This is a genomic window from Psychrobacter sp. JCM 18900 (genome assembly GCF_904846625.1).
In the GTDB taxonomy this organism is placed as follows: domain Bacteria; phylum Pseudomonadota; class Gammaproteobacteria; order Pseudomonadales; family Moraxellaceae; genus Psychrobacter.
The window spans coordinates 223,317-243,708 of record NZ_CAJHBL010000004.1; the positions used below are offsets into that span (position 1 = coordinate 223,317).

The following is a 20,392-nucleotide window of genomic DNA, read 5'->3' on the forward strand; positions in this document are numbered from 1 at the left end:
AAACGTGACTAAAATCAGTATGGCTAAAACGATATCGCGCTAGTATCTATTATTTTTTGCGATAAATTTTCCACACACCATTGTCTGCAAGCGGATTATTATAAGCATCGTTGCGGCGTTTACGCGGTGTCTGGCGACTATCAACAATCTTAAAGTCAGGCAGGGCATGTACAATAAGACCGGTACGATAAAAGCGTACCCGCTCAGGCTCTAGCATCTCGCCCTTACTATCGCGACAAAAAACATAAGCGCGCAGATCGATAAATTCACGATGCGCTACCAGTCGCGCTTCCTCGTCGTTATCTAACACCGCTGTCATACGCTCGATTTCATCATCCGTATATTGACCACACTTATCGGTCAGAGCACCTACTGACCCAAAGCTTTTAGATTCTTTAGCGCGCGTCTTAGTCAAGTGTAGACGCTGAACATGATAGATGAATTGTGGTATTTCAAGGCTGGCAGGAAGTGGCAAGTAATCAGGTGGCATATTGGCCGCTGGATAAAAATCCTTTGCACGCTCAAGCAGATTTTGCCAACGTTGTTGATAGGTTTGGACTTCGGCTAAGTTGCCTTCATAAATAGGCATATCACGAATTTGGCGCAAAACATCAGGTGGAAACTGTTCATTACGAAAGTTTGCAATGTCTTCTTGCAGCGTTGATAACAAAACTTTGGCGTGTTTTTTGCCATCTTTTGATGCAGGATCATCGATATAGTCTGGGGCGACAAAGGGTGCTGAGCGTCTAGACATAGTGTTGTATCATCAATAGATAGAGTGAAAATACCAAAAAGTATGATTATAAAAATTAACTGGGGTGCTAAACAAAACTTTATAATAGTTATTATAACCATATAAGCCGATTTGGACTTGAGTTTTTTGAATCGAATAAAACAAAAGTTTGTCGCAAATCATAACTGCTCTAATTTGACCAAAATTAAATTCCTAATTCCACGTAAATTTTAGTATGAGCCAATATGAGATGACTATGCCTATATTTGCTAGATTAGGGTTCGAATTACTGCCTTATCTATTCAGACACTTAGCTGAAAATGTATCGTCAATGGTTATGACCAATATGACTATTACCATCAGGTAGCTGTCCCGAAATATCACAGACCAATGCATCGCTATGTGCGATATTTTGCGGGTGAGACGAGCTTTCGACCTGAATAGTAGCATGGTGAATACCAAGCTCTAGCAGTCTTTGTTCTAGACTGGCAATTAGAATATTTGATTCATGGATACTCATTTCACCATCGACCACCACGTGACAAGAGAGTGCATTGAGACCGCTAGTAATACTCCAAACATGTAGGTCATGTACTTTTTGTACTTGAGAGTCTTCGAGTAATTTTTGCTCCACATCGACTAGCGATATATTGGCAGGCGTCCCTTCCATCAATATATGCACAGAATCACGTACGACGCGGTAGCCACTAATTAAAATAAGTACGGCAACGATTACTGATGCCACTGCGTCTGCCCATACCCAACCAAAACCCATCATAAGTAGCGCAGCGATAATCGCAGCCACTGACCCTAATAAATCGCTCAATACGTGCAAATAGGCGCTTTGCATATTGAGGTTAACGGGTTCTGCATTATTAGGTTTCTGCTCTGCGACCTTGGCATCATCCGTACCATGATTATGGTCGTGTGACTCGCCACCTTGACTACCTCGGTGCATTAGCCAAGCGACCAGAATATTGATTAACATACCGATAGTCGCCACGATAAGCATGCCTTGGGTCGCAATTTCTGGCGGTGAGTTAAAGCGTTTGATCGCTTCATAAAAAATCATCAAAGCAATTATGACAAGTGTCGCGCCATTTACCGTAGCGACTAATATCTCAAAACGCTTGTATCCGAAGGTTTTCTGGTGAGTGGCCGCTTTTTCGCCGATTTTAAACGCGACCAAAGTGGCACCAAGCGCTATCGCATCGCTTAACATATGCCCTGCATCAGATAGCAAGGCTAAACTACCGGTAAGCCAACCACCAATGGCTTCGATAAACATGTAACCAGTAATGATAATAAAGCTGAACAGCAAGGTACGCTGATAGCCTTTGGTATCTCGTGCTGTGGTTGTCTGTTCTAGATGCTCATCATGATCGTGATGGCCTTGGTTTTCTTGAGTGTAGTTATTTTCTTCATCTTCGCGAACGTACTTAGGCACATCCGTATTATCATGCTGTTGGCTATGATTGTGCTCGTCAGAGTTTGGATTATTTGGATTCATAATAATACTCAGATTCGCTGATAGTTGCGTTCGATAGATGGTGCTTACTGATAAGTGACGTTTACTAATAAGTGATGTTTGCTATAGGTAGAGTGGGCGTAGAGCCTCTATCGCATACCATTTGAGAGTTATAAATTTAACATAGCCAAGCATGAGAAGCTGTAACGACGAAGTAAACATGATGAGGAGATGAGTAGAAAGATATGCACCCATTTGTTGAGAGCTGCGTGAGAACTACCAACCGACAGGATCAATATCCAAAGTAAGTTTAAGGTATTTAGCGCTTGGTAGGGCAAGCACTGGCTGCCACCACTGTCCCAACACATGGTGCAATTGACGACGGTCTTTGGCCAGTAGCAAAAGCTGTGCATGGTAGCGGCTGTTCTTTTTACTCATGGGCGCATCAATAGGACCGAGAACAGCGAGGTTATGAGCATTAGGCAAATGCGCAATAGCATCCTTGAGCGCTTGAGTAGTGGCTGCCAAAGTTTTGCCTTCACAGCGTATCAATGCAGCATGTCGATGAGGAGGTAAGCCCATCAATTGACGTTCTTGCAGTAGCTCGCGTGCAAATGACAAGTAGCCGTCTTTGACCAGTTTTAATAGTAACTCGTTATCAGGCTGCAACGTTTGAATCAATACGCGGCCAGCTTTGTCACCTCGACCAGCACGGCCAGCTACCTGAATCATGAGCTGTGCGGTATGCTCTGGTGAGCGAAAGTCTGCTGATAAAAATCCGCGATCAGCATTGGGTAAGCAAACCAACGTGACATTGGGGAAGTGATGCCCTTTGGCGACCATCTGTGTACCGACCAATATGGCAGGGTTGCCTTTATTGATTTGCTCATAAATATTTTCCCAGCTGTCTTTGCGTCTTGTGGTATCACGGTCTATCTGAATAATCGGATAGAGCTCTTTGCTAGTTTGAGGGTTAGCAAAGATTGCATGTAGATTTTCGCTAAGCCTTGTCGTTCCCATACCTTTGGCGTCTAGGTTTTGACTACCACAATCAGGGCATACGGTAGGGATATAGGCTTGCCAATCGCAATGATGGCATTTTAAGTACGAGTTGCTTGAATAACTGTTTCGCTGGGATTGGCTATTATAGTGAACGGTCAGGTGAGCGTCACAGCGCGGACAATCTGCTTGCCAGCCACAAGCCTCGCACAATAGAACAGGCGCATAGCCACGACGATTCAAAAATATTAGTATTTGATCACCGGACTCTAGCGTTTGCCGTATCGCCCCGATCATGGCATCCGTCAGCCCTGTATCATAGCGCGCACCGTCATCTTGTGCTTGTTGATGGGTACTTTGCAAGCGAGCATCGATCAGTTGCATGGTTGCAGGTTTGGCATTGCCCGGACGAGTAAGCAGTTGGTATTCTGATAGTTTGCCATCATCGACCAGTTTTAAATGCTCAAGAGAAGGTGTGGCAGTACCGAGTATCACTGGGATTTTGTATTGCAAACCTCGATAGAGAGCGACATCAGCCGCATGATAACGTAACGTGTCTTGTTGCTTATACGAGCCATCATGCGCTTCATCAACAACAATCAAGCCTAAGTCTGCAAAGGGATATAGCACAGCCGAACGTGTACCGATCACGATTTGTGCATGCCCCGTGCGGCAGTCTTGCCAACCTTGTAAGCGATGAGTGTTAGTCATACCAGAGTGTAATAGCACAATATGGGCGGCAAACCGACTGGCAAATCTTGCCCGCGTTTGCGGTGTGAGACCAATCTCTGGCACTAAAATAAGGACTTGTTTGCCAGCCTCTAGTACGGCTTGCATCGCTTGCAGATAAACTTCAGTTTTACCACTACCAGTAATACCGTTGAGCAGAAAACCAGTATAAGTATCTGATTCATGGGCAGCAATAATAGCGTCGACAGCAAGTTTCTGCTCATCATTGAGATCAAGTGGCATTTTTGCCAGTTTAACTGGAGTAGGTGCTTGTTTTGGCTGAATATAGCGCTCGACTAACCCTTTATCTTCTAGCGTCTTTAAAAAGGCTCGTTGCATCCCTTCTAATAGCAATACATCTTCACTGGCGCCGTGCTGACCATGTAGCTTTAGCATATCGAACTGCTGCTTTTGTTTCTTAGCATTGGCTCGAAAATCATCATCAGTGATATGAGGCAAAATTCGCCAATGGGTAATCAGTAAATCTAATGGTTTGCCTTGACGGACAAGGCTTGGCAGGATAACTGCTAACACGTCGCCAAGTGGATAATGGTAATAGCGCGCCAACCAATAGGCAAGCTTGAGCATGCCAGCGTCCAAAATAGGCTCAGCATCTAGACATTTATTAATAGGTTTGATCTTGTTAACAGGTACGCTGCTATCATCTTGCGAAATATGAGCAATCACAATGCCAATCAGAGTCTGACGACCAAACGAAACTTCGACACGGCTGCCGATTGTCGGTATTGTACTGTCTGGTAAAGCAAGCATATCAGCTGGTAGGCTATAGTCAAACACCCGATAAAGGGGAACGGGCAGAGCAACTTGTACCAACATAAACGGCTTCGCAGTCTTATTAGGTGAATATGAGATCAGAATAATAGAACAGAGACCAATAAGCTTAGCATGATGCTAAGCTTATTGTGATATAACTTATAGGCTGTTGCTAAAATGAGCACTTAATAATGATGCTTAACAATTAGTACCTAATATTAAGCATCAAATATCATCTTACTCGATATAAAGAATAGACTCGATTTCTACCACACCACCTTTAGGTAGAGCAGCTACTTGGACGGCAGCGCGGGCAGGATATGGCTCGCTTAGATTGGCGACAAACACTTCGTTCAAGACAGCAAAATCACTCAAGTCAGTCAAAGATACATTGAATTTGACCACGTCATTTAAACTGCCACCAGCGGCTTCACAGATAGCTTTGATATTTTCAAATACTTGCTCAGCCTGTGCTTTAAAACCTTCTCTTAGCTCCATCGTGTCAGGATCAAAACCAAGCTGACCTGAGATATAGACAGTATTGCCGACTTTTACGGCTTGTGAATAGGTGCCGACTGCTGCAGGTGCTTTATCAGTTTGGATGGTTTGACGAGTCATGGGGTGTCCCTTTTATATTTTATGTGAGTGATTCATTGCTACTAGAATAGCAGTTCTATTTTAGCTATTTGCATCACGACTATAGCAGTGATGCAAATGTGCTTATTATAATTGATATAACCGTATAATGTTAGGGAAACCTAGCAGCGAGCGTAGTTCACGGATACCCTGTGCTAAGTGGTTGCGGCTACGTACCACGATATGAATGATGGTATCAGTATTGCGAACATCAACGGTTTCAACACCCATATTGAGCTGGCGTAAGTGATAGATAACTTCACTGATTTGCTCGTCACTAAGTGCAATAGAGAGCTTTAAGTAAGCAGGAAAACGAATCTTGCCGCTGTTTTTTAGATCGTGCTCACCGATGTCACCTTGTTTGACTGCATTGTCATTGCGCCAACGTAATTGGATCACCTGATAAGGATTGTCCTTACGGATGTCATCCAGTGAGAAACACTTATGACGGTGAACGACCAAACCATGACGCGATAAATGCCCTACGATAGGGTCGCCATATATTGGATGACAGCAATTAGCAAAATCAAGCTCGACTCCAGCAGCATTTGCAATCAGCTGTTGCGGTTGGGTCATGTCATCGCTATGTACTTTTGCCTGTAGGTCGCTCAGCTCATCGCTAAATAAACGTGTCACGACTAGCTGAGGAAGTAGCGTACCTGAGCTTATTTGTTCAAATAACGCATCTTTTTCAGTTAGGCCGCGCCATTCAGTCAGATCTTTCCAGTCAGCAACTGTCAAATCATCAAAACTTTTCTGATGCGTTCTGAGCGCACGATCTAATGCTTGCCTGCCATGGTGTTGTTTGTCAGCGACAGATAGATCTTTGAACCAACGTAAAATCTCTTCTCGGGCTTTGTTAGTCACTACAAATCCCAACCACTCAGCTTTTGGTTCTGAGTGACTGTTCACTTCTATCTCAACGGACTGTCCATTTTTTACTACAGTGCCGAGCTTTGCAGCTTTGCCATCGATATTTGCACCAACGGCAACGTTACCAATCATAGGCCCGACCGCGTAGGCAAAATCTAGCGCCGTTGCACCCTGTGGAAGCTCGTAAGCACGGCCTTGAGGACTGTAGCAAATGATTTTACTAGAGTGCAGATAATCCATCAGCTCATTGATGGTAGAGACTGCTGCTGAGAAATCAGGACTGTTTTCATTCAGATTATCTTCATCAACCAAATCTTTCATGTTGCGCAGTGACGCTTGGATAACTGACTGACTGACATCAGATGCGTGCTCTGCGCCGATGACCCCAAGTCTGGCAGCGCTCTGCATTTGCTTAGTCAATATAGTGACCTTTACCACGTCATTATCACGCTCATAGATGAGGGTGAGGGATTGGTTACCACCTGGTAGCGGTCGACGAATGTTATCCGCAATATGGGTATCATCAATCTGATATTTTTTGATTAAGTAATAGGCCAGTTTGTCGCATGCTTCGATATTATCAAGGACGATTTCAAATGCATAGTGACGCAGTAGCGCATTAATCTCACCGCGATTGCGGAAAAACTGACGATATATGACCACGCGATTATCTAAGACTTTGACCAGACCATTGAGATCCAAGTTGTTTAGTACGATACTCAAATAACGATGAATCGACTCTCTTTGAAAATTTCGTCCAAGCCCATGCTGTAGCAGTTTATCAGACAGCTTGTTGTACATATCAGAGTCTAAATTGCGATAACACAATACTTCGATATAGTCAGCAATATCATTCAGACCCATTAATCGGGCAAATGGCACATAAAAATCTAAGGTTTCTTGAGCTGTGGTACGCTGTTTTTCAGGACGTACCGCGTCAAGCGTAGACATATTATGTAGACGGTCAGCAAGCTTGATAATAAGTACACGCGGGTCAGCGAGGGTAGCGGTCAAAATTTTATGAAAGGTGGCCGCTTTATTTTGCTGCTTGTTATGCGAAGATGACTTTAGCTTGGTCACACCATCGACCAGTCTTGATACAATTTCGCCATAACGCTGCTTGATTTGCTCATCACTAACTTCGGTGTCTTCGACCGTATCATGCAAAATTGCTGCAATAATGGTATCTCGATCTAAGCGAAAGCCCGCTAGTATCTCAGCGACAGCGATTGGATGCGTGATATAAGGTTCCCCTGATTTGCGCTTGTCTTTAATGTGCGCAATATCTCCGAACTCACAAGCATCAACAATATCACGGCGCTCAGCAGCAGTGAGATAACCTACCGAACGTAGTAAATTATATTGAGCATCATCGACGAGGTGATGACTGAGTTTGGGTAGGGTTTGACTCATAAAATGATGATCCTATTTTCCATGACCTACTTATTGGGCCACTTACCGAAGCAAATGGAGGCTAAATAATGACCTACCATACAAAACTTAAGGATGAGTACGCCATTCTCTAATTAATCGCAAATCGCTTTCAATGTCAACTGATAAGCGTGTGGGCGATGAAAAAATTTCACTCAGTGGTCTATTTTGGGGATAAATGGTGACCAAAATAGCCAATACATTATTATTACAACCAAAAAACCACAGCCTATGCTGTGGTCTCTATAGTTGATCAAGATGTGTATTTATTTTATAAAAACACGATTGCCTTTATGAAATACATCTTATCAAAACAGCTTATTAGAAGCTGTGGTCGCCTGATAATGCTAAATCTAATGAGCTAGTAGCAAAATTATGCTCTGGCTGATTTAGGATGTCGCGTGTGATTTTGCCAGCGGCAATTTCACGTAGTGCCAATACTGTAGGCTTGTCGTTATCAACGTCAACCAACGGCTCGGCAATACCTTTGGCCAATTGGCGGGCGCGTTTGCTTGCGACCAAAATTAGCTCAAAGCGATTATCAACATTATCCAAACAATCTTCAATCGTCACTCGTGCCATAAATAGCTACCTCGGTTGTTTTTATTAGTAACGGACCTTGCCCGCCACTCAATAAAAATAATATCAAAAATATAAAGGGGGATAGCTAAATATTATAGCATTTTTTGCCAAGTCGCGTAGTTGCTTTTTATATCTACTTACGAGATTAGCTGCTTGTGCGTAGTTTACTCTTCTACCTGAGTGTTTAGCAAGTTGCTAATCGTGCGATGATAGCGCTGCTGCTGACGACCAAGTGTCTGCCTGTCGGCCACGATGATTGCTTTTAGCTCAGCTAATGCTACGTCAAAATTATCATTGATCACTACATAGTCAGCATTCACGTATTGTGCCATTTCGGTGACCGCGCCAGCTAGACGGCGCTCTATAACTTCTACAGAATCCTGCGCACGGGTCGAGAGACGTTGACGTAATGTCGCAATGCTGGGTGGTAGAATAAAAACCATAATGGCATCGGGAAAGATATTTCTGATTTGCGTCGCGCCTTGCCAGTCAATCTCCAAAATAACGTCGATACCCGCCGCTAGCTGAGTACGTACACTTTCCTCTGACGTGCCATAATAGTTACCAAATACTTCAGCATGCTCTAGAAATAGACCCGCATTGATACCATTGGTAAAACTATCGGTATCTGTGAAATGATAGTGCTGACCGTCAATCTCGCCCGGGCGTGGTGCGCGAGTCGTATGTGAGACGCTGACAGTCAAGTCGTTGGTGGTCGCAAGCAACTGCTTGACCAGTGAAGTCTTGCCAGTACCTGAAGCGGCAGTAACAATGAATAATGAACCTGTCATACAATTTATCCTAATAGAAGGTGTCTTAGTAACTCGTAAAATGTATCGTAATAAATGCGTGTTGATAAAAAGTTAAGCAGTGCCTCAGTCAAAAACAAAGACTGGAAAAAATAAAAAACGCCATCATGTATGGCGATAGAAATTATAATAGATGCATTATTATAAACTGCTTTTATACAAGTTAAAGCTGGTTTTGCAATATGTCGTAAGCATGCTGAGATTTGCCCACAAAATATTGCTATGAGTAGACAGCTATTTTAGAGAGCGACAAAAGCAAATTATGCTAAAGTAGAGCATTGATTTCGCCCCAACTTTTGAATAAAAAATTCAAAAATACGTTTTAACTATAAATTATCCAATGATAGGCCTTTTTATGCAAATTTATCTTGCCAATCCCCGTGGATTTTGTGCTGGTGTGGACCGTGCAATTGCGATTGTTAATGAAGCATTGACACGTTTCGAGCCGCCTATTTATGTCCGTCATGAAGTTGTGCATAATAAGTTTGTGGTGTCAGACTTGGCCAATCGTGGTGCGGTATTTGTTGAAGAGCTTCATGAAGTACCAGACGGCTCTATCGTTATTTTCTCCGCTCATGGGGTTTCTAAAGCAGTCGAAGATGAGGCTGAGCGTCGTGATTTGACAGTGTTCGATGCAACATGTCCGCTGGTAACTAAAGTACACATCGAAGTGGCAAAGTTTGCGCAAGATGGCATGGATGCCGTGTTAATAGGACATGCAGGACATCCGGAAGTCGAAGGCACGATGGGGCGTTTCAACCGTCGCCATGGTGGGCAGATTCATCTGGTCGAAGATGAAGGTGATGTGGCTGCATTAACTGTCCAAGATGCCGAACGCTTGGCATTTGTGACTCAGACAACCTTGTCGATGGATGATACTGCTCGCGTTATCGATGCGCTGCGTGAAAAATTCCCTAGTATCCAAGGCCCTCGTAAAGACGACATTTGCTATGCCACACAGAACCGCCAAGATGCGGTAAAAGATTTGGCCAGTCGCTGTGAAGTGGTCTTGGTAGTTGGTTCGCCAAACTCATCAAACTCTAATCGCTTGCGAGAGTTGGCTGAGCGTATGAATTGCCGAGCGTATTTAATCGATAATGCCAGTGAGATGGACAAGCGTTGGTTAGATGGTGTGCAGAGTATAGGCGTGACCGCTGGTGCATCCGCGCCCGAAGTGTTGATCCAAGAAGTATTGCAACAGTTGCAAGACTGGGGTGGCGATCTACCTAGTGAGCTATCTGGTATTGAAGAAAATGTGACGTTTAGTCTGCCGAAAGCATTGCGGATTCCTGTCACTCAGGTCGGTAAGTAACTAATATTCGTGTTTGTATTTGTATGAACCATCATTGATATGGATAAGGTCGCATGAAAGAACCAAAAGCCAGATTTGTATTGGCAGAGGCCACGCTCGCTGAAGTCAACAAGCAACTAAAACTCAATATGCTAGTGATGGCAGCAGTGGTTTTTGTATTGTTTATGAATATTATGAAGTTTATGGCAGATAAAGGCTTTTTCTACGCAATGCTCGCAGTAGTCATGATCTGTTTGTTATTTTTCATACAAAAAGCTCGCCGGATTCTCACGCTCAGAAAACAAGAGCTTATCCATAAATAAAAAGTACAAGCCTAAATAAAAAATACAGATGAAAGTACCAAATATAGGATAGCTATGACTGCTTATTACAAATTTGTTAAACGAGAATTGCAAGAAGACGGTGTTAGTGTGGCGCATTATCAGCCAACCAAGCATGCTCAAGGTGCTTGGAATGAGCATGAGCAGCACATGGCGCCAGCAACAGGCCTATTAACAGCCGAGATTAACAGCTTCGCGCCACAACCTAATACCCGTATCGCACGTGTGAGCCTCGATATCTTGGGGCTAATACCGCTTGACGATTTTACTATCACTACTCGCTGTATCCGACCGGGTAAGACTATTGAGCTGGTCGAAGCGGTCATGAGTAGCCGTGGCCGCGATGCTATCATTGCAAGAGCGTGGCGACTGATTACTCAAGATACCAGCGAGATTGCCGGACTTGAAGATCAACCAGCAGAATACAAACCTGAAGAGTTGCCAGTTTGGGACGGTATGAAAGGTTGGCCGGGCGGCTTTATTGAGAGCGTACGTCTAGTAGCGACAGAAGACCGTCGTTCTGGTCGCGGTATGGTATGGATTACCAATGATCTCGACATGATTGAAGGCGAGCCGACTGATGACTTGGTGCATCTGTTAGGTATGGTCGATACTGCCAATGGTGTTGTACCAAGATTGGGTCTTGGTTTATCTAAGTTAGAATGGATGTTTCCCAATACTGATTTGCAAATCCATATGCATCGCTCGCCAAAAGGTCGCTGGCTCGGTATCGAGGCTGTACAACAATATGGCGATGATGGTATCGGACTGACAAGTGCAGTATTGCACGATGTACAAGGGCCTTTTGGTCGTAGTGAGCAAATCCTTACTATTCGCCCGATGCCACGTTAAAAAACTAAGAGTCAGTCATTTTATGGTTTTGAAAAATGAAACGATAAATTGTAATCAATTAATTATACAAATAATAGAGAAATGGTTCTAATAGTAGCTAACAAGACAATATTACTAACAAGCCGATGTTAATCGACATAGAGGTTACTATGAAAACCCATACGCAATTTTCAAAAAAGCTGACGACTCTCTGGGATATATTGATAGAAGCATATTCAGAATAGTTGCTGTTGTTTGTGCTTCGATTGCTATGTCAGAAAATGACTGAGCAATTAAATGACGAAGCAAGTAAATAACTGATACCAGAACACCGCCTTGATAAACAAGCGCGGTGTTTTTTGTTGAATAGGAATTTTGAGCTTGAATTTTTTCTCAATGCCCCTATTAGTATAGACAGTTTAACGGTATTGCATACGGCAAGTTCTCTAACATTATGAGAACGGCTTTAGTGAGTATATCGTTATCTGATAATAGGTCTTTCATAGAATTTAAAGGAGTTTTTATGAGTGAAGCAACTCAAGCTGAAGGTCTGAATCCAGAATTAAAAAAACATACGTTCGAAGCGGAAGTGGCGCAGTTACTGCATTTGGTAACGCATTCACTATATTCTAACGCTGATATTTTTGTCCGCGAGTTGGTATCTAATGCGTCGGATGCTTGTGATAAGTTGCGCTTTGAAGGCACAAATGATGATAGCCTTTATGAAGATGATGGCGAATTAAAAATCCGCATCGCTGTTGATGAAGCTGCCAAAACTATTACCTTTACCGACAATGGTATTGGTATGAACGAAGCCGATGCAATCGAAAACTTAGGTACGATTGCTAAATCAGGCACCAAAGCATTTTTGGACAAATTATCTGAATCACAAAAGCAAGACGGACAGTTGATTGGTCAGTTCGGTGTTGGTTTTTACTCAGGTTTTATCGTGGCTGATACCATCAGTGTTGAGTCACGCAAAGCAGGCGAACCTGCAGACAAAGGCGTACGCTGGGTATCAGATGGTACTGGTAGCTTTACTGTTGAGCCTATTACCAAAGAAATGCGTGGTACGGCGATTACTTTGCATCTAAAAGAAGAATATAGCGAAGGCGAAGATAGTTACTTAGATCGCAGTAAAATTAAGCGCTTGGTTAATAAATACTCTGACCATATCAGCCTGCCGATTCAGATGCGTAAAGAGATCTGGCAAGAAGACGTAAAAGAAGACGAAAACGACGACACACCTGCTGGTGGCCAGATGGTACTCACTGATGAGTGGGAAACAATCAATAAAGCCAGTGCACTATGGACTCGCTCTAGCTCTGAAATTGAAGATGATGAGTATGTTGATTTTTATAAAAATATCTCTTATGACATGGATGCGCCGCTTACTTGGACGCATAACCGTGTAGAGGGTCGCGTACAGTATACGCAGCTACTATATATTCCTAAAAAAGCGCCAGTCGATCTATACACTCGGGAGCAGCAGCATGGTCTAAAGCTTTATGTGAAGCGCGTCTTTATCATGGACGAAGCTGAGCAACTGCTACCGATGTATCTACGCTTTGTGAAAGGTGTGATTGATTCAGCAGATTTGCCATTGAACGTGAGCCGTGAGCTACTACAAGAATCACGTGATGTAAAATCTATCCGTGATGGTAACGCTCGCCGTATCTTAACCTTACTCGCAAGCCTTGCGAATAGCGAAGACAGTGATAAGCAAGAGAAATTTGCCCAGTTCTATGCAGAGTTTGGTGATGTCATCAAAGAAGGTTTAGGCGAAGACGCAGGTAATCAAGAACGTATTGCTAAGCTATTGCGTTATGCTACCAGCACCCAAGACGGTTTGGTAACAAGCTTCGAAGATTACAAAGGTCGTATGAAAGATGGCCAAAAAGCCATCTACTACCTCACCGCTGATAACCTAGCCGCTGCGAAAAACAGCCCGCAACTTGAGCTATTCAAGAAAAAAGGCATTGAAGTTATCTTGATGACCAGCCGTGTTGATGAATGGGCAATGAACTTCTTGACCTCATTCGATGAGACACCGCTGCAAAACATCGCGAAAGGCGCAGTAGACCTGGGCGACTTGCAAGATGAAGCAGAAAAAGCGGAAGCAGAGAAAGCACAAGAAACGCTAAAGCCAGTAGTTGATAAGCTAAAAGCTGCGTTGGGCGAGCGTGCTAAAGACGTCAAAGTATCGACGCGTTTAGTCGATAGTCCAGCTTGTTTGGTTGTAGGTGAAGGTGAGCTATCACCACAAATGATTCAGATGCTACAGCAAATGGGTCAGGATGTACCAGCAAGTAAGCCAACGCTAGAAGTAAACCCTGATCATCCACTCATCAAGAAGCTTGAAAGCAGTGAGCAATTCGATGATTTGGCGCAAGTCATTTTTGATCAGGCATTATTAGCAGATGGTGGTCAGCTAGACGATCCAGCCGCTTACCTAAAACGCGTCAATGAGCTATTGATGAGATAATGTTTAGTAATTAGCAAAAAAGGAGGCTTTATATAAGAGGCCTCCTTTTTTATTTGAATTTTTGGCCGAATTTGAGTGAATTTTACAAATCAGCCTTATCCTCTTAACCGACAATCCGTTACAATCGCGATAGATTAGCGAGCTAAAATATTAGGCAGTGCTAGTCATCTTCTATAATCACTCCATCGTGAATTCAATATAAATCGATGTCTGCATGCTGTACAAAAAATCGTCAATTTATTGCACCGCGCGGCTGTTACATTAAGATAATTATCATTGAGTCATTTTATTTTTCTCGACTGGCTAGAGGTCTAAGTCTTTGTCACTTACGTCGTTAAAAACCGTCTCGCTTCAGCGTTTTTCGCTCAATTTCGCTGCCAATATTATTGCAACTTTGTGGATGCTGGTGGGCTCAACACGAGCTTTTTCTTGGGTTAAACCCACTTTTGTACAGTTTGCCGTATTTGCACTATTGGCGCTTGGTAGTAATGTCTTATTTTCATGGTTAGCTGCTGAAAGTGGCAGCATATTTAATGAGCAAGGATTGGTCAGTTATTTGATCTGGCCGATGATTATTTTACTTGGTGGTATCATTTTGGCTCGGCGAGCGAGCAACCAAGCATTGGTATTTGTACCAGTAGTACTGTGGTTGGTCGCTGATACATTATCAGCCCTATTGCAGAGCTTGGTGCAGTTTTTTGGTAGCTATGGTTGGTTGCCAAATTGGAGTTATTCGTTCTTACCAGTACTGTTTTTAGTATTGTTCTTATGGCAAACGCTAGCGTTACTTTGGATTTTCTCCCGTCGTCTGCGTATACCATGGTGGGAGCGAATCATTGTATTAGTTGGCGCGGTAGCGTTGCTGACCATCTGGCAGCGTAATGTCGCAGACCAGCCAATCTTTAAGCAAATACCTGTAGAGCCTGTATTAGAAGAGGCGGCACTGTATCAGCAGCCACGTTTATTACAGCAAGCATTGGATAGTATAGACCCAAGTATCGATGGTAAAACCGACTGGTACTTTATGGGAGTAGCAGGATTTTCTGATCAAAACGTCTTTCGTTCTGAGATTAATAAGGTACGCGAGCTGTTTGATGTGCGCTTTGGTACCAGCGGGCATTCACTATCGCTGATCAATAATACTTATAGCTGGCTCGATGAGCCAATTGCTACTAAGACTAGCATTTTGCGCGGCCTAAAGAAAATCGGTCAGCAGATGAATGCTGATGAAGATGTATTGTTCCTGACGTTGTCTTCACATGGTAATCAGGATATCGTCCAGTTGGCAAATCCGCCGCTTGCGATGGATAATTTAGATGCCACCTGGTTGCGTGACGCGCTAGACGCATCTGGTATCCGCTGGCGTGTGATTGTGGTGTCTGCTTGCTACTCAGGTTCGTTTATTGACGAATTGGCATCGCCAACCACGGTAGTGATTACTGCATCAGCCGCTGACAAAGCATCATTTGGCTGCACGAATACAGCTGAGATGACCTATTTTGGCCAAGCGTTTTTTGCTGAAAGCCTACGAGGGAATACCAGTTTTGAGTCGGCTTTTAAGGATGCCAGTATACGGGTCAATGAGCGTGAGAGCGCCATGGGCTTTGAGCCATCGGAGCCGCAAATGGTGATTGGTAGCTTAATGGAGACGGCATTGCCTGCGTTTGAGCAAGTATTATTTGATAAGGCGCGCCCATCCGTTGCTAGTATTACAAATAATGCAGCTTCTACAACGGTTAATATTTTACCTGACAGCGCTACTAATCTGTCGGTAGACGAAGTAGAGATAGCTGCTGAATAGCTAAATAAATATAAAGTATGATTTGGCATTTAATAAATGCCAATATCAGATTTACTATTAGATGATGAGTATTTATTAAACATTGTCATTGGTTCTATTTTGAATAAAAGGATATCACTCATGCAAAATTCCTATAGTCATAGTTTATCTACCAATAAACAGCTTACCCAAAAAAGCGTGAATCGCTGTTTTAATGGTGAGCAGCATTATTATAGTCACGAGTCGACATCTACCAAAACCTCTATGACGTTTAGTATTTATCTACCTGATGAAGCCTTGGCTGGGCGACGTTGTCCTGCGATATTGTATTTATCAGGTTTGACGTGTAATGCTGATAATGTCACTCATAAAGCGCATTTTCAGCAAAAATGCAGCGAGCTTGGTATGATACTTATCGCACCTGATACTTCGCCTAGAAGTAGTGAAGACAGCGATGTACCAAACGACGATCGCTATTTTGTCGGTCAAGGTGCAAGCTATTATGTTGACGCGACTCAAGCGCCGTGGTCAGACAATTTTAATATGCAAAGCTATATTGTCGATGAGTTATATGACTTACTACGTTCAGAGTTTCCTATTCACAGCATCGGTGTCACAGGGCATTCAATGGGTGGTCATGGTGCGCTGTTGCTAGGGTTTAAGTTCCCAAGTAAGTTTGTCAGCGTATCGGCTTTATCGCCAGTATGTGCGGCCAGTGAGTCTGCATGGGGGCAAGCTGCTTACACAGAGTACTTCGGTGATGATAAGTCTCTATGGGCACAAGCAGACGCCTCACAAATGATTGAAAAGGTCGGTCAGCAGTATTCGAGCATTTTGGTTGATCAAGGTGCAGCTGACAATTTCTTAGCAGAAGGTCAGCTACAGACTTCTAAACTACAAGACGCTTGTGCAAAAGCCAAACAGCCCTTAACATTACGTTATCAAGCGGGGCATGACCACAGCTATTATTTTATCCAAACGGTGATTAATGATCATATCGAACATCATTGGCATATGGCTCAAATGAGCTAAGATGTCTTTCAGATGACCGCGATACATTTTTCGCTATTCCATTCATGCTCAGAAGGTGATTTTTATGGCAAGTTATCAAGATTTGACAGCTTCTAATTCGAAGAATAAGTCAGCAGATACGAGCTCTACAAAAGCGACTATGCAAGCTGATATGGATGCTGCTCTACAAAAAAAACAACGTAGCATTGATTATAGTGATGAAGTGTCTCAAGCTAAATCAGACGAGTTGATTGCAAAAACCGTCAATGACGCTGGTGATAGAGTACTTGATGACGTGCAAATATCTCGTGTGATAGAGATGGCATGGGAAGATAGAACGACATTCGGTGCCATAGAGCATAGCTACGGTCTCGATGAGACTGGGGTTATCAAGCTCATGCGCCAAGAGCTAAAGCCGTCATCTTTTCGCTTATGGCGTCAGAGAGTAAGCAATCGTGCTACCAAACATGAGGCAAAGCGCTCTTTCGAAGTTGGCCGCGCTTATTGCAAAACTCAATATAAGCAGCGCTAAACCATTAAGTATTTAGCATCAATATATAAAAGGCTCTCAGCATATGTGAGCCAATTATAATTTCCTTTTTAATTTATTAATATCTTATATAAACATGAATTAGGTAGCTCAATTATGAACAGTCCTGCTAAACCTTATCTTATTGCACCGTCGATACTCTCAGCTGATTTCGCGCGGTTGGGCGAAGAAGTGGAGAAGGTACTAGAGTCGGGTGCCGATGTGATTCATTTTGATGTGATGGACAACCATTACGTACCCAATTTGACGTTTGGTAGCATGATTTGTAAGGCATTGCGTGACTATGGTGTTGAAGCGCCAATTGATGTACATCTGATGGTTTCACCTGTCGATAGTATGATTGAGCAGTTTTTGGAAGCGGGTGCTAGTATCATTACCTTCCATCCTGAAGCCAGCGCTCATATCGATCGCTCACTTCAGTTGATCAAAGATGGCGGTGCAGAGTGTGGTTTGGTATTGAATCCAGCGACACCACTACATTATCTTGATTATGTCATGGATAAAGTAGATCAAATTTTATTAATGAGTGTGAACCCAGGCTATGGTGGACAGTCGTTTATCGATAGTACTTTAGACAAAGTCCGTCAAGTACGTCAGCGTATTATTACCAGTGGTCGAGATATTCGATTGGAAGTTGATGGCGGTATCAAAGCCAGTAATATACGTGCGATTGCTGAAGCGGGTGCTGATATGTTCGTTGCGGGTTCTGCAATTTTTAATCAAGAAGATTATAAAGCGGCTATTGATGAGATGCGCGCAGAGTTGCTATTAGCCAACAACAGCTAGCGAGTGTTGTATGGTTAATAAACGCTATTAGCCATATAACAATAATATTAAGATGTGCTGTATAACTTATGACTATATAGTTAATCCGATATAAAAGAGCTACAGCGTTAACCTCGCTTGAAGTATCACAGTTACATCTGCACTCAGTTGCCTTGTCTCTCTTTTAAATTGAATCAATTATATATAACGGTCAGTCGCGTAAAGGTGAAATATGGACACAAACAATTCTACCAGTTCAACAGAACCTTGTGAGCAAGTAAACTCTCATGAAACGTTGAATCAGCAGACTAGGCAGTCACTTACAAGTGAAACACCGCAGCGCAGTTTGGTACCTAGAGGCATTACCATTGGCTTAGCGATGTTTGCACTTGTACTTAGTTTGGCAGGTTATGGCTTTCGCCTGATGGTGGGTGATGATGTCGAAACCGTGCTGCGTCATGCAGCGGTCATTGTGCCTGCATTTATGCTAGGCATTCCGCTATTTTTTTGGGTAGGCTCTCGCATACTTAACAAAGTTAAGGGCCTGCATATCGAGAGTTGGAATGCGATTAGTTTGGGTTATTTGACTTCTTGTATATCGATGCTATGGCTAATGGGTACTTATAGTTGAGTAGTTTCGCTGTAAATATAATGCTTTTCCACGCCTATATATAAAGTCGTAATATTTTATATTTTTTAATCATTAAGCCATGTTCTACAAGCATGACTGGAATTTTATATGAGAATCGTACCAGCCAGTATTGCTAAAATTATCTATCCTAAAGACTTACCAAATGGCTTATTTACTAGCTTAATTATCGCTTGTTTGTTAATGGGATTGGCGTCACTACGTCACGGAACTGATTTACAAGGTTGGCTAAATGTCATTGAGAATTGGCTGCTTATGCTGCTGATATTGCCTACTGCGACGGCCACCGTTGCACTGCCATTTAAGTATCGTGATCCTAGCCTTGAGCTAAAGCTGGTTTATTACCTTGGAATGTTTGTGGCCTTCTTATTTACATTAGGAAAGCTACGTTATTGGCACTAATATATACAAACGACATGGTATTCAAGTTTGCTTTTATAGCAGAGACTTATGTGACAGCCCTTGAATTCGAGTGTTAAAGCGTCCATTGTATGAGTAAGACAGATTTACCCGCGTTACTGTAAGACGATAGATTTGCCGAATGAGTTTATTTTTAGAAATGACTGCTTTGCAATGACTAGTTTCTCTACCAGTACTAAACGGGATAATAAGGAATACATTAATGCCATACGATATCGATAATGATATAGAAGTAGATAACGAGAATAGCGATCAGTTTGCAGGATTTGCCAAAGAAACCACGTTAGAGTTGGTGGAAGCAGATGATGGTAGGTTGTTATTGCGTGATGCTGAACAAGACGAAGCGCCGCTGATGACTATCGATTTTTCTGACAAGCTAAAAGAACTACTTGGTAGCGATACTCAAGCCATTGGTCAACATATGATTCATGCTGCGATTCAGGTCATTATGCAAAAGCAAATGAGCAAGTGGCATGCGCATGTATATGATAAAGAACCAACACACTACAGCTAATCTTTGGTTATTTTTGAGCTCCAGTTAAAGCGAATACCAGTCAAAGCGAATAATTGAAGATATAGCTTAGCAACATGAAGCTACAGCCATAAAAAAAGGGTTTATCAATTGATAAACCCTTTTTTTGTTCAAATAGTACCACTTATAAAATGGAAATTATTTGATTTTAGCTTCTTTAAAGATCACGTGCTGGCGTACTTTTGGATCAAACTTTTTAATTTCCATTTTGCCAGGCATAGTGCGCTTGTTTTTAGTAGTGGTGTAGTAATACCCAGTACCAGCTGTTGATACTAATTTAATTTTATCTCTCATGATAGCTTTCCTGTAAATGAGGGGTCTTCAAACGATAGGTACGTGTCTCAAAGAATGAGTTGCCACAATTAATGTAGCAAAACAGCAGCCTAAATGATGAGAGTCATCACTCAGCTGCTATTTTTAACTTAAACTTTTTGACCTTGTGCGCGTAGATCCGCTAACACTTTATCGATACCAAGTTTGTCAATGATGCGCATACCTTTGGTAGACACACGTAGACGTACAAAGCGGTTTTCAGACTCTACCCAAAAACGATGGTTGTGAAGGTTTGGTAGAAAGCGACGACGGGTTTTGTTGTTTGCATGCGAAACATTATTACCCACCATAGGGCGCTTTCCAGTCACTTGGCAAACTCGAGACATGGCGAACTCCTAATCTATGAGGTATGAGTTTTTCTCATACCAGT

General features: G+C 42.7%; 20 protein-coding genes. 11 read left to right on the forward strand and 9 right to left on the reverse strand.

Annotated features, from left to right (window positions below; translation table 11 throughout):
• Positions 1-49: 49 nt before the first annotated feature.
• The 7 genes from JMX96_RS09245 to gmk form a co-directional block, all read right to left on the reverse strand.
• Positions 50-754, reverse strand: a complete 705-nt coding sequence (locus JMX96_RS09245) for a hypothetical protein (protein ID WP_201568762.1) — start codon at positions 752-754, stop codon at positions 50-52.
• Positions 755-1,061: 307 nt separating this feature from the next.
• Positions 1,062-2,243: a cation diffusion facilitator family transporter gene (locus JMX96_RS09250; protein ID WP_201568763.1), complete on the reverse strand. Its 1,182-nt coding sequence runs from the start codon at positions 2,241-2,243 to the stop codon at positions 1,062-1,064.
• Between the two features lie 234 nt (positions 2,244-2,477).
• A complete protein-coding gene (locus JMX96_RS09255) occupies positions 2,478-4,766 on the reverse strand; it encodes a primosomal protein N' (RefSeq protein WP_201568764.1) in 2,289 nt (762 codons plus the stop codon).
• Positions 4,767-4,940: 174 nt separating this feature from the next.
• Positions 4,941-5,321: a RidA family protein gene (locus tag JMX96_RS09260; RefSeq protein ID WP_057761400.1), complete on the reverse strand. Its 381-nt coding sequence runs from the start codon at positions 5,319-5,321 to the stop codon at positions 4,941-4,943.
• 105 nt (positions 5,322-5,426) lie between these two features.
• Positions 5,427-7,625 carry a RelA/SpoT family protein gene (locus JMX96_RS09265; RefSeq protein ID WP_201568765.1) on the reverse strand — a complete coding sequence of 733 codons (2,199 nt, stop codon included), beginning with the start codon at positions 7,623-7,625 and terminating at the stop codon, positions 5,427-5,429.
• A gap of 339 nt (positions 7,626-7,964) precedes the next feature.
• Positions 7,965-8,225, reverse strand: a complete 261-nt coding sequence (gene rpoZ, locus JMX96_RS09270) for a DNA-directed RNA polymerase subunit omega (protein ID WP_057761396.1) — start codon at positions 8,223-8,225, stop codon at positions 7,965-7,967.
• Positions 8,226-8,389: 164 nt separating this feature from the next.
• Positions 8,390-9,016: a guanylate kinase gene (gene gmk, locus JMX96_RS09275; RefSeq protein WP_102091897.1), complete on the reverse strand. Its 627-nt coding sequence runs from the start codon at positions 9,014-9,016 to the stop codon at positions 8,390-8,392.
• A 373-nt stretch (positions 9,017-9,389) separates the two neighbouring features.
• Between gmk and ispH the strand changes: the two genes are divergently transcribed.
• The 11 genes from ispH (at position 9,390) to JMX96_RS09330 (ending at position 19,671) form a co-directional block, all read left to right on the forward strand.
• Positions 9,390-10,346: a 4-hydroxy-3-methylbut-2-enyl diphosphate reductase gene (gene ispH / locus JMX96_RS09280; RefSeq protein ID WP_057761392.1), complete on the forward strand. Its 957-nt coding sequence runs from the start codon at positions 9,390-9,392 to the stop codon at positions 10,344-10,346.
• Positions 10,347-10,399: 53 nt separating this feature from the next.
• Entirely contained in the window at positions 10,400-10,648 is a 249-nt protein-coding gene (locus JMX96_RS09285; RefSeq protein WP_201568766.1) for a hypothetical protein, read from the forward strand.
• A gap of 54 nt (positions 10,649-10,702) precedes the next feature.
• On the forward strand, positions 10,703-11,518 hold the full coding sequence (locus JMX96_RS09290; RefSeq protein WP_201568767.1) for a thioesterase family protein: 816 nt from the start codon (positions 10,703-10,705) through the stop codon (positions 11,516-11,518).
• Positions 11,519-12,020: 502 nt separating this feature from the next.
• On the forward strand, positions 12,021-13,982 hold the full coding sequence (gene htpG, locus JMX96_RS09295) for a molecular chaperone HtpG (protein ID WP_201568768.1): 1,962 nt from the start codon (positions 12,021-12,023) through the stop codon (positions 13,980-13,982).
• 319 nt (positions 13,983-14,301) lie between these two features.
• Positions 14,302-15,783 (forward strand): C13 family peptidase, encoded by a 1,482-nt coding sequence (locus JMX96_RS09300; protein WP_201568769.1) that lies wholly within the window; start codon positions 14,302-14,304, stop codon positions 15,781-15,783.
• 120 nt (positions 15,784-15,903) lie between these two features.
• On the forward strand, positions 15,904-16,794 hold the full coding sequence (gene fghA, locus JMX96_RS09305) for an S-formylglutathione hydrolase (protein ID WP_057761382.1): 891 nt from the start codon (positions 15,904-15,906) through the stop codon (positions 16,792-16,794).
• Positions 16,795-17,023: 229 nt separating this feature from the next.
• Positions 17,024-17,305, forward strand: a complete 282-nt coding sequence (locus JMX96_RS13685) for a TIGR03643 family protein (RefSeq protein ID WP_370587211.1) — start codon at positions 17,024-17,026, stop codon at positions 17,303-17,305.
• A gap of 114 nt (positions 17,306-17,419) precedes the next feature.
• The gene (gene rpe, locus JMX96_RS09315) at positions 17,420-18,109 is read left to right on the forward strand and encodes a ribulose-phosphate 3-epimerase (protein ID WP_057761380.1); all 690 of its coding nucleotides are present in this window, start codon (positions 17,420-17,422) and stop codon (positions 18,107-18,109) included.
• Between the two features lie 211 nt (positions 18,110-18,320).
• Positions 18,321-18,719, forward strand: a complete 399-nt coding sequence (locus JMX96_RS09320; RefSeq protein ID WP_227677003.1) for a hypothetical protein — start codon at positions 18,321-18,323, stop codon at positions 18,717-18,719.
• 108 nt (positions 18,720-18,827) lie between these two features.
• Positions 18,828-19,139 carry a hypothetical protein gene (locus JMX96_RS09325; RefSeq protein ID WP_057761376.1) on the forward strand — a complete coding sequence of 104 codons (312 nt, stop codon included), beginning with the start codon at positions 18,828-18,830 and terminating at the stop codon, positions 19,137-19,139.
• 220 nt (positions 19,140-19,359) lie between these two features.
• On the forward strand, positions 19,360-19,671 hold the full coding sequence (locus JMX96_RS09330; RefSeq protein ID WP_201548793.1) for a hypothetical protein: 312 nt from the start codon (positions 19,360-19,362) through the stop codon (positions 19,669-19,671).
• Positions 19,672-19,827: 156 nt separating this feature from the next.
• Here the strand turns inward: JMX96_RS09330 and rpmG are convergent, their stop codons facing one another.
• Positions 19,828-19,983: a 50S ribosomal protein L33 gene (rpmG, locus tag JMX96_RS09335; RefSeq protein ID WP_010201403.1), complete on the reverse strand. Its 156-nt coding sequence runs from the start codon at positions 19,981-19,983 to the stop codon at positions 19,828-19,830.
• 128 nt (positions 19,984-20,111) lie between these two features.
• Complete coding sequence (rpmB, locus tag JMX96_RS09340; RefSeq protein WP_057761372.1) at positions 20,112-20,348, reverse strand: 50S ribosomal protein L28; 237 nt, start codon at positions 20,346-20,348, stop codon at positions 20,112-20,114.
• Positions 20,349-20,392 lie beyond the last annotated feature (44 nt).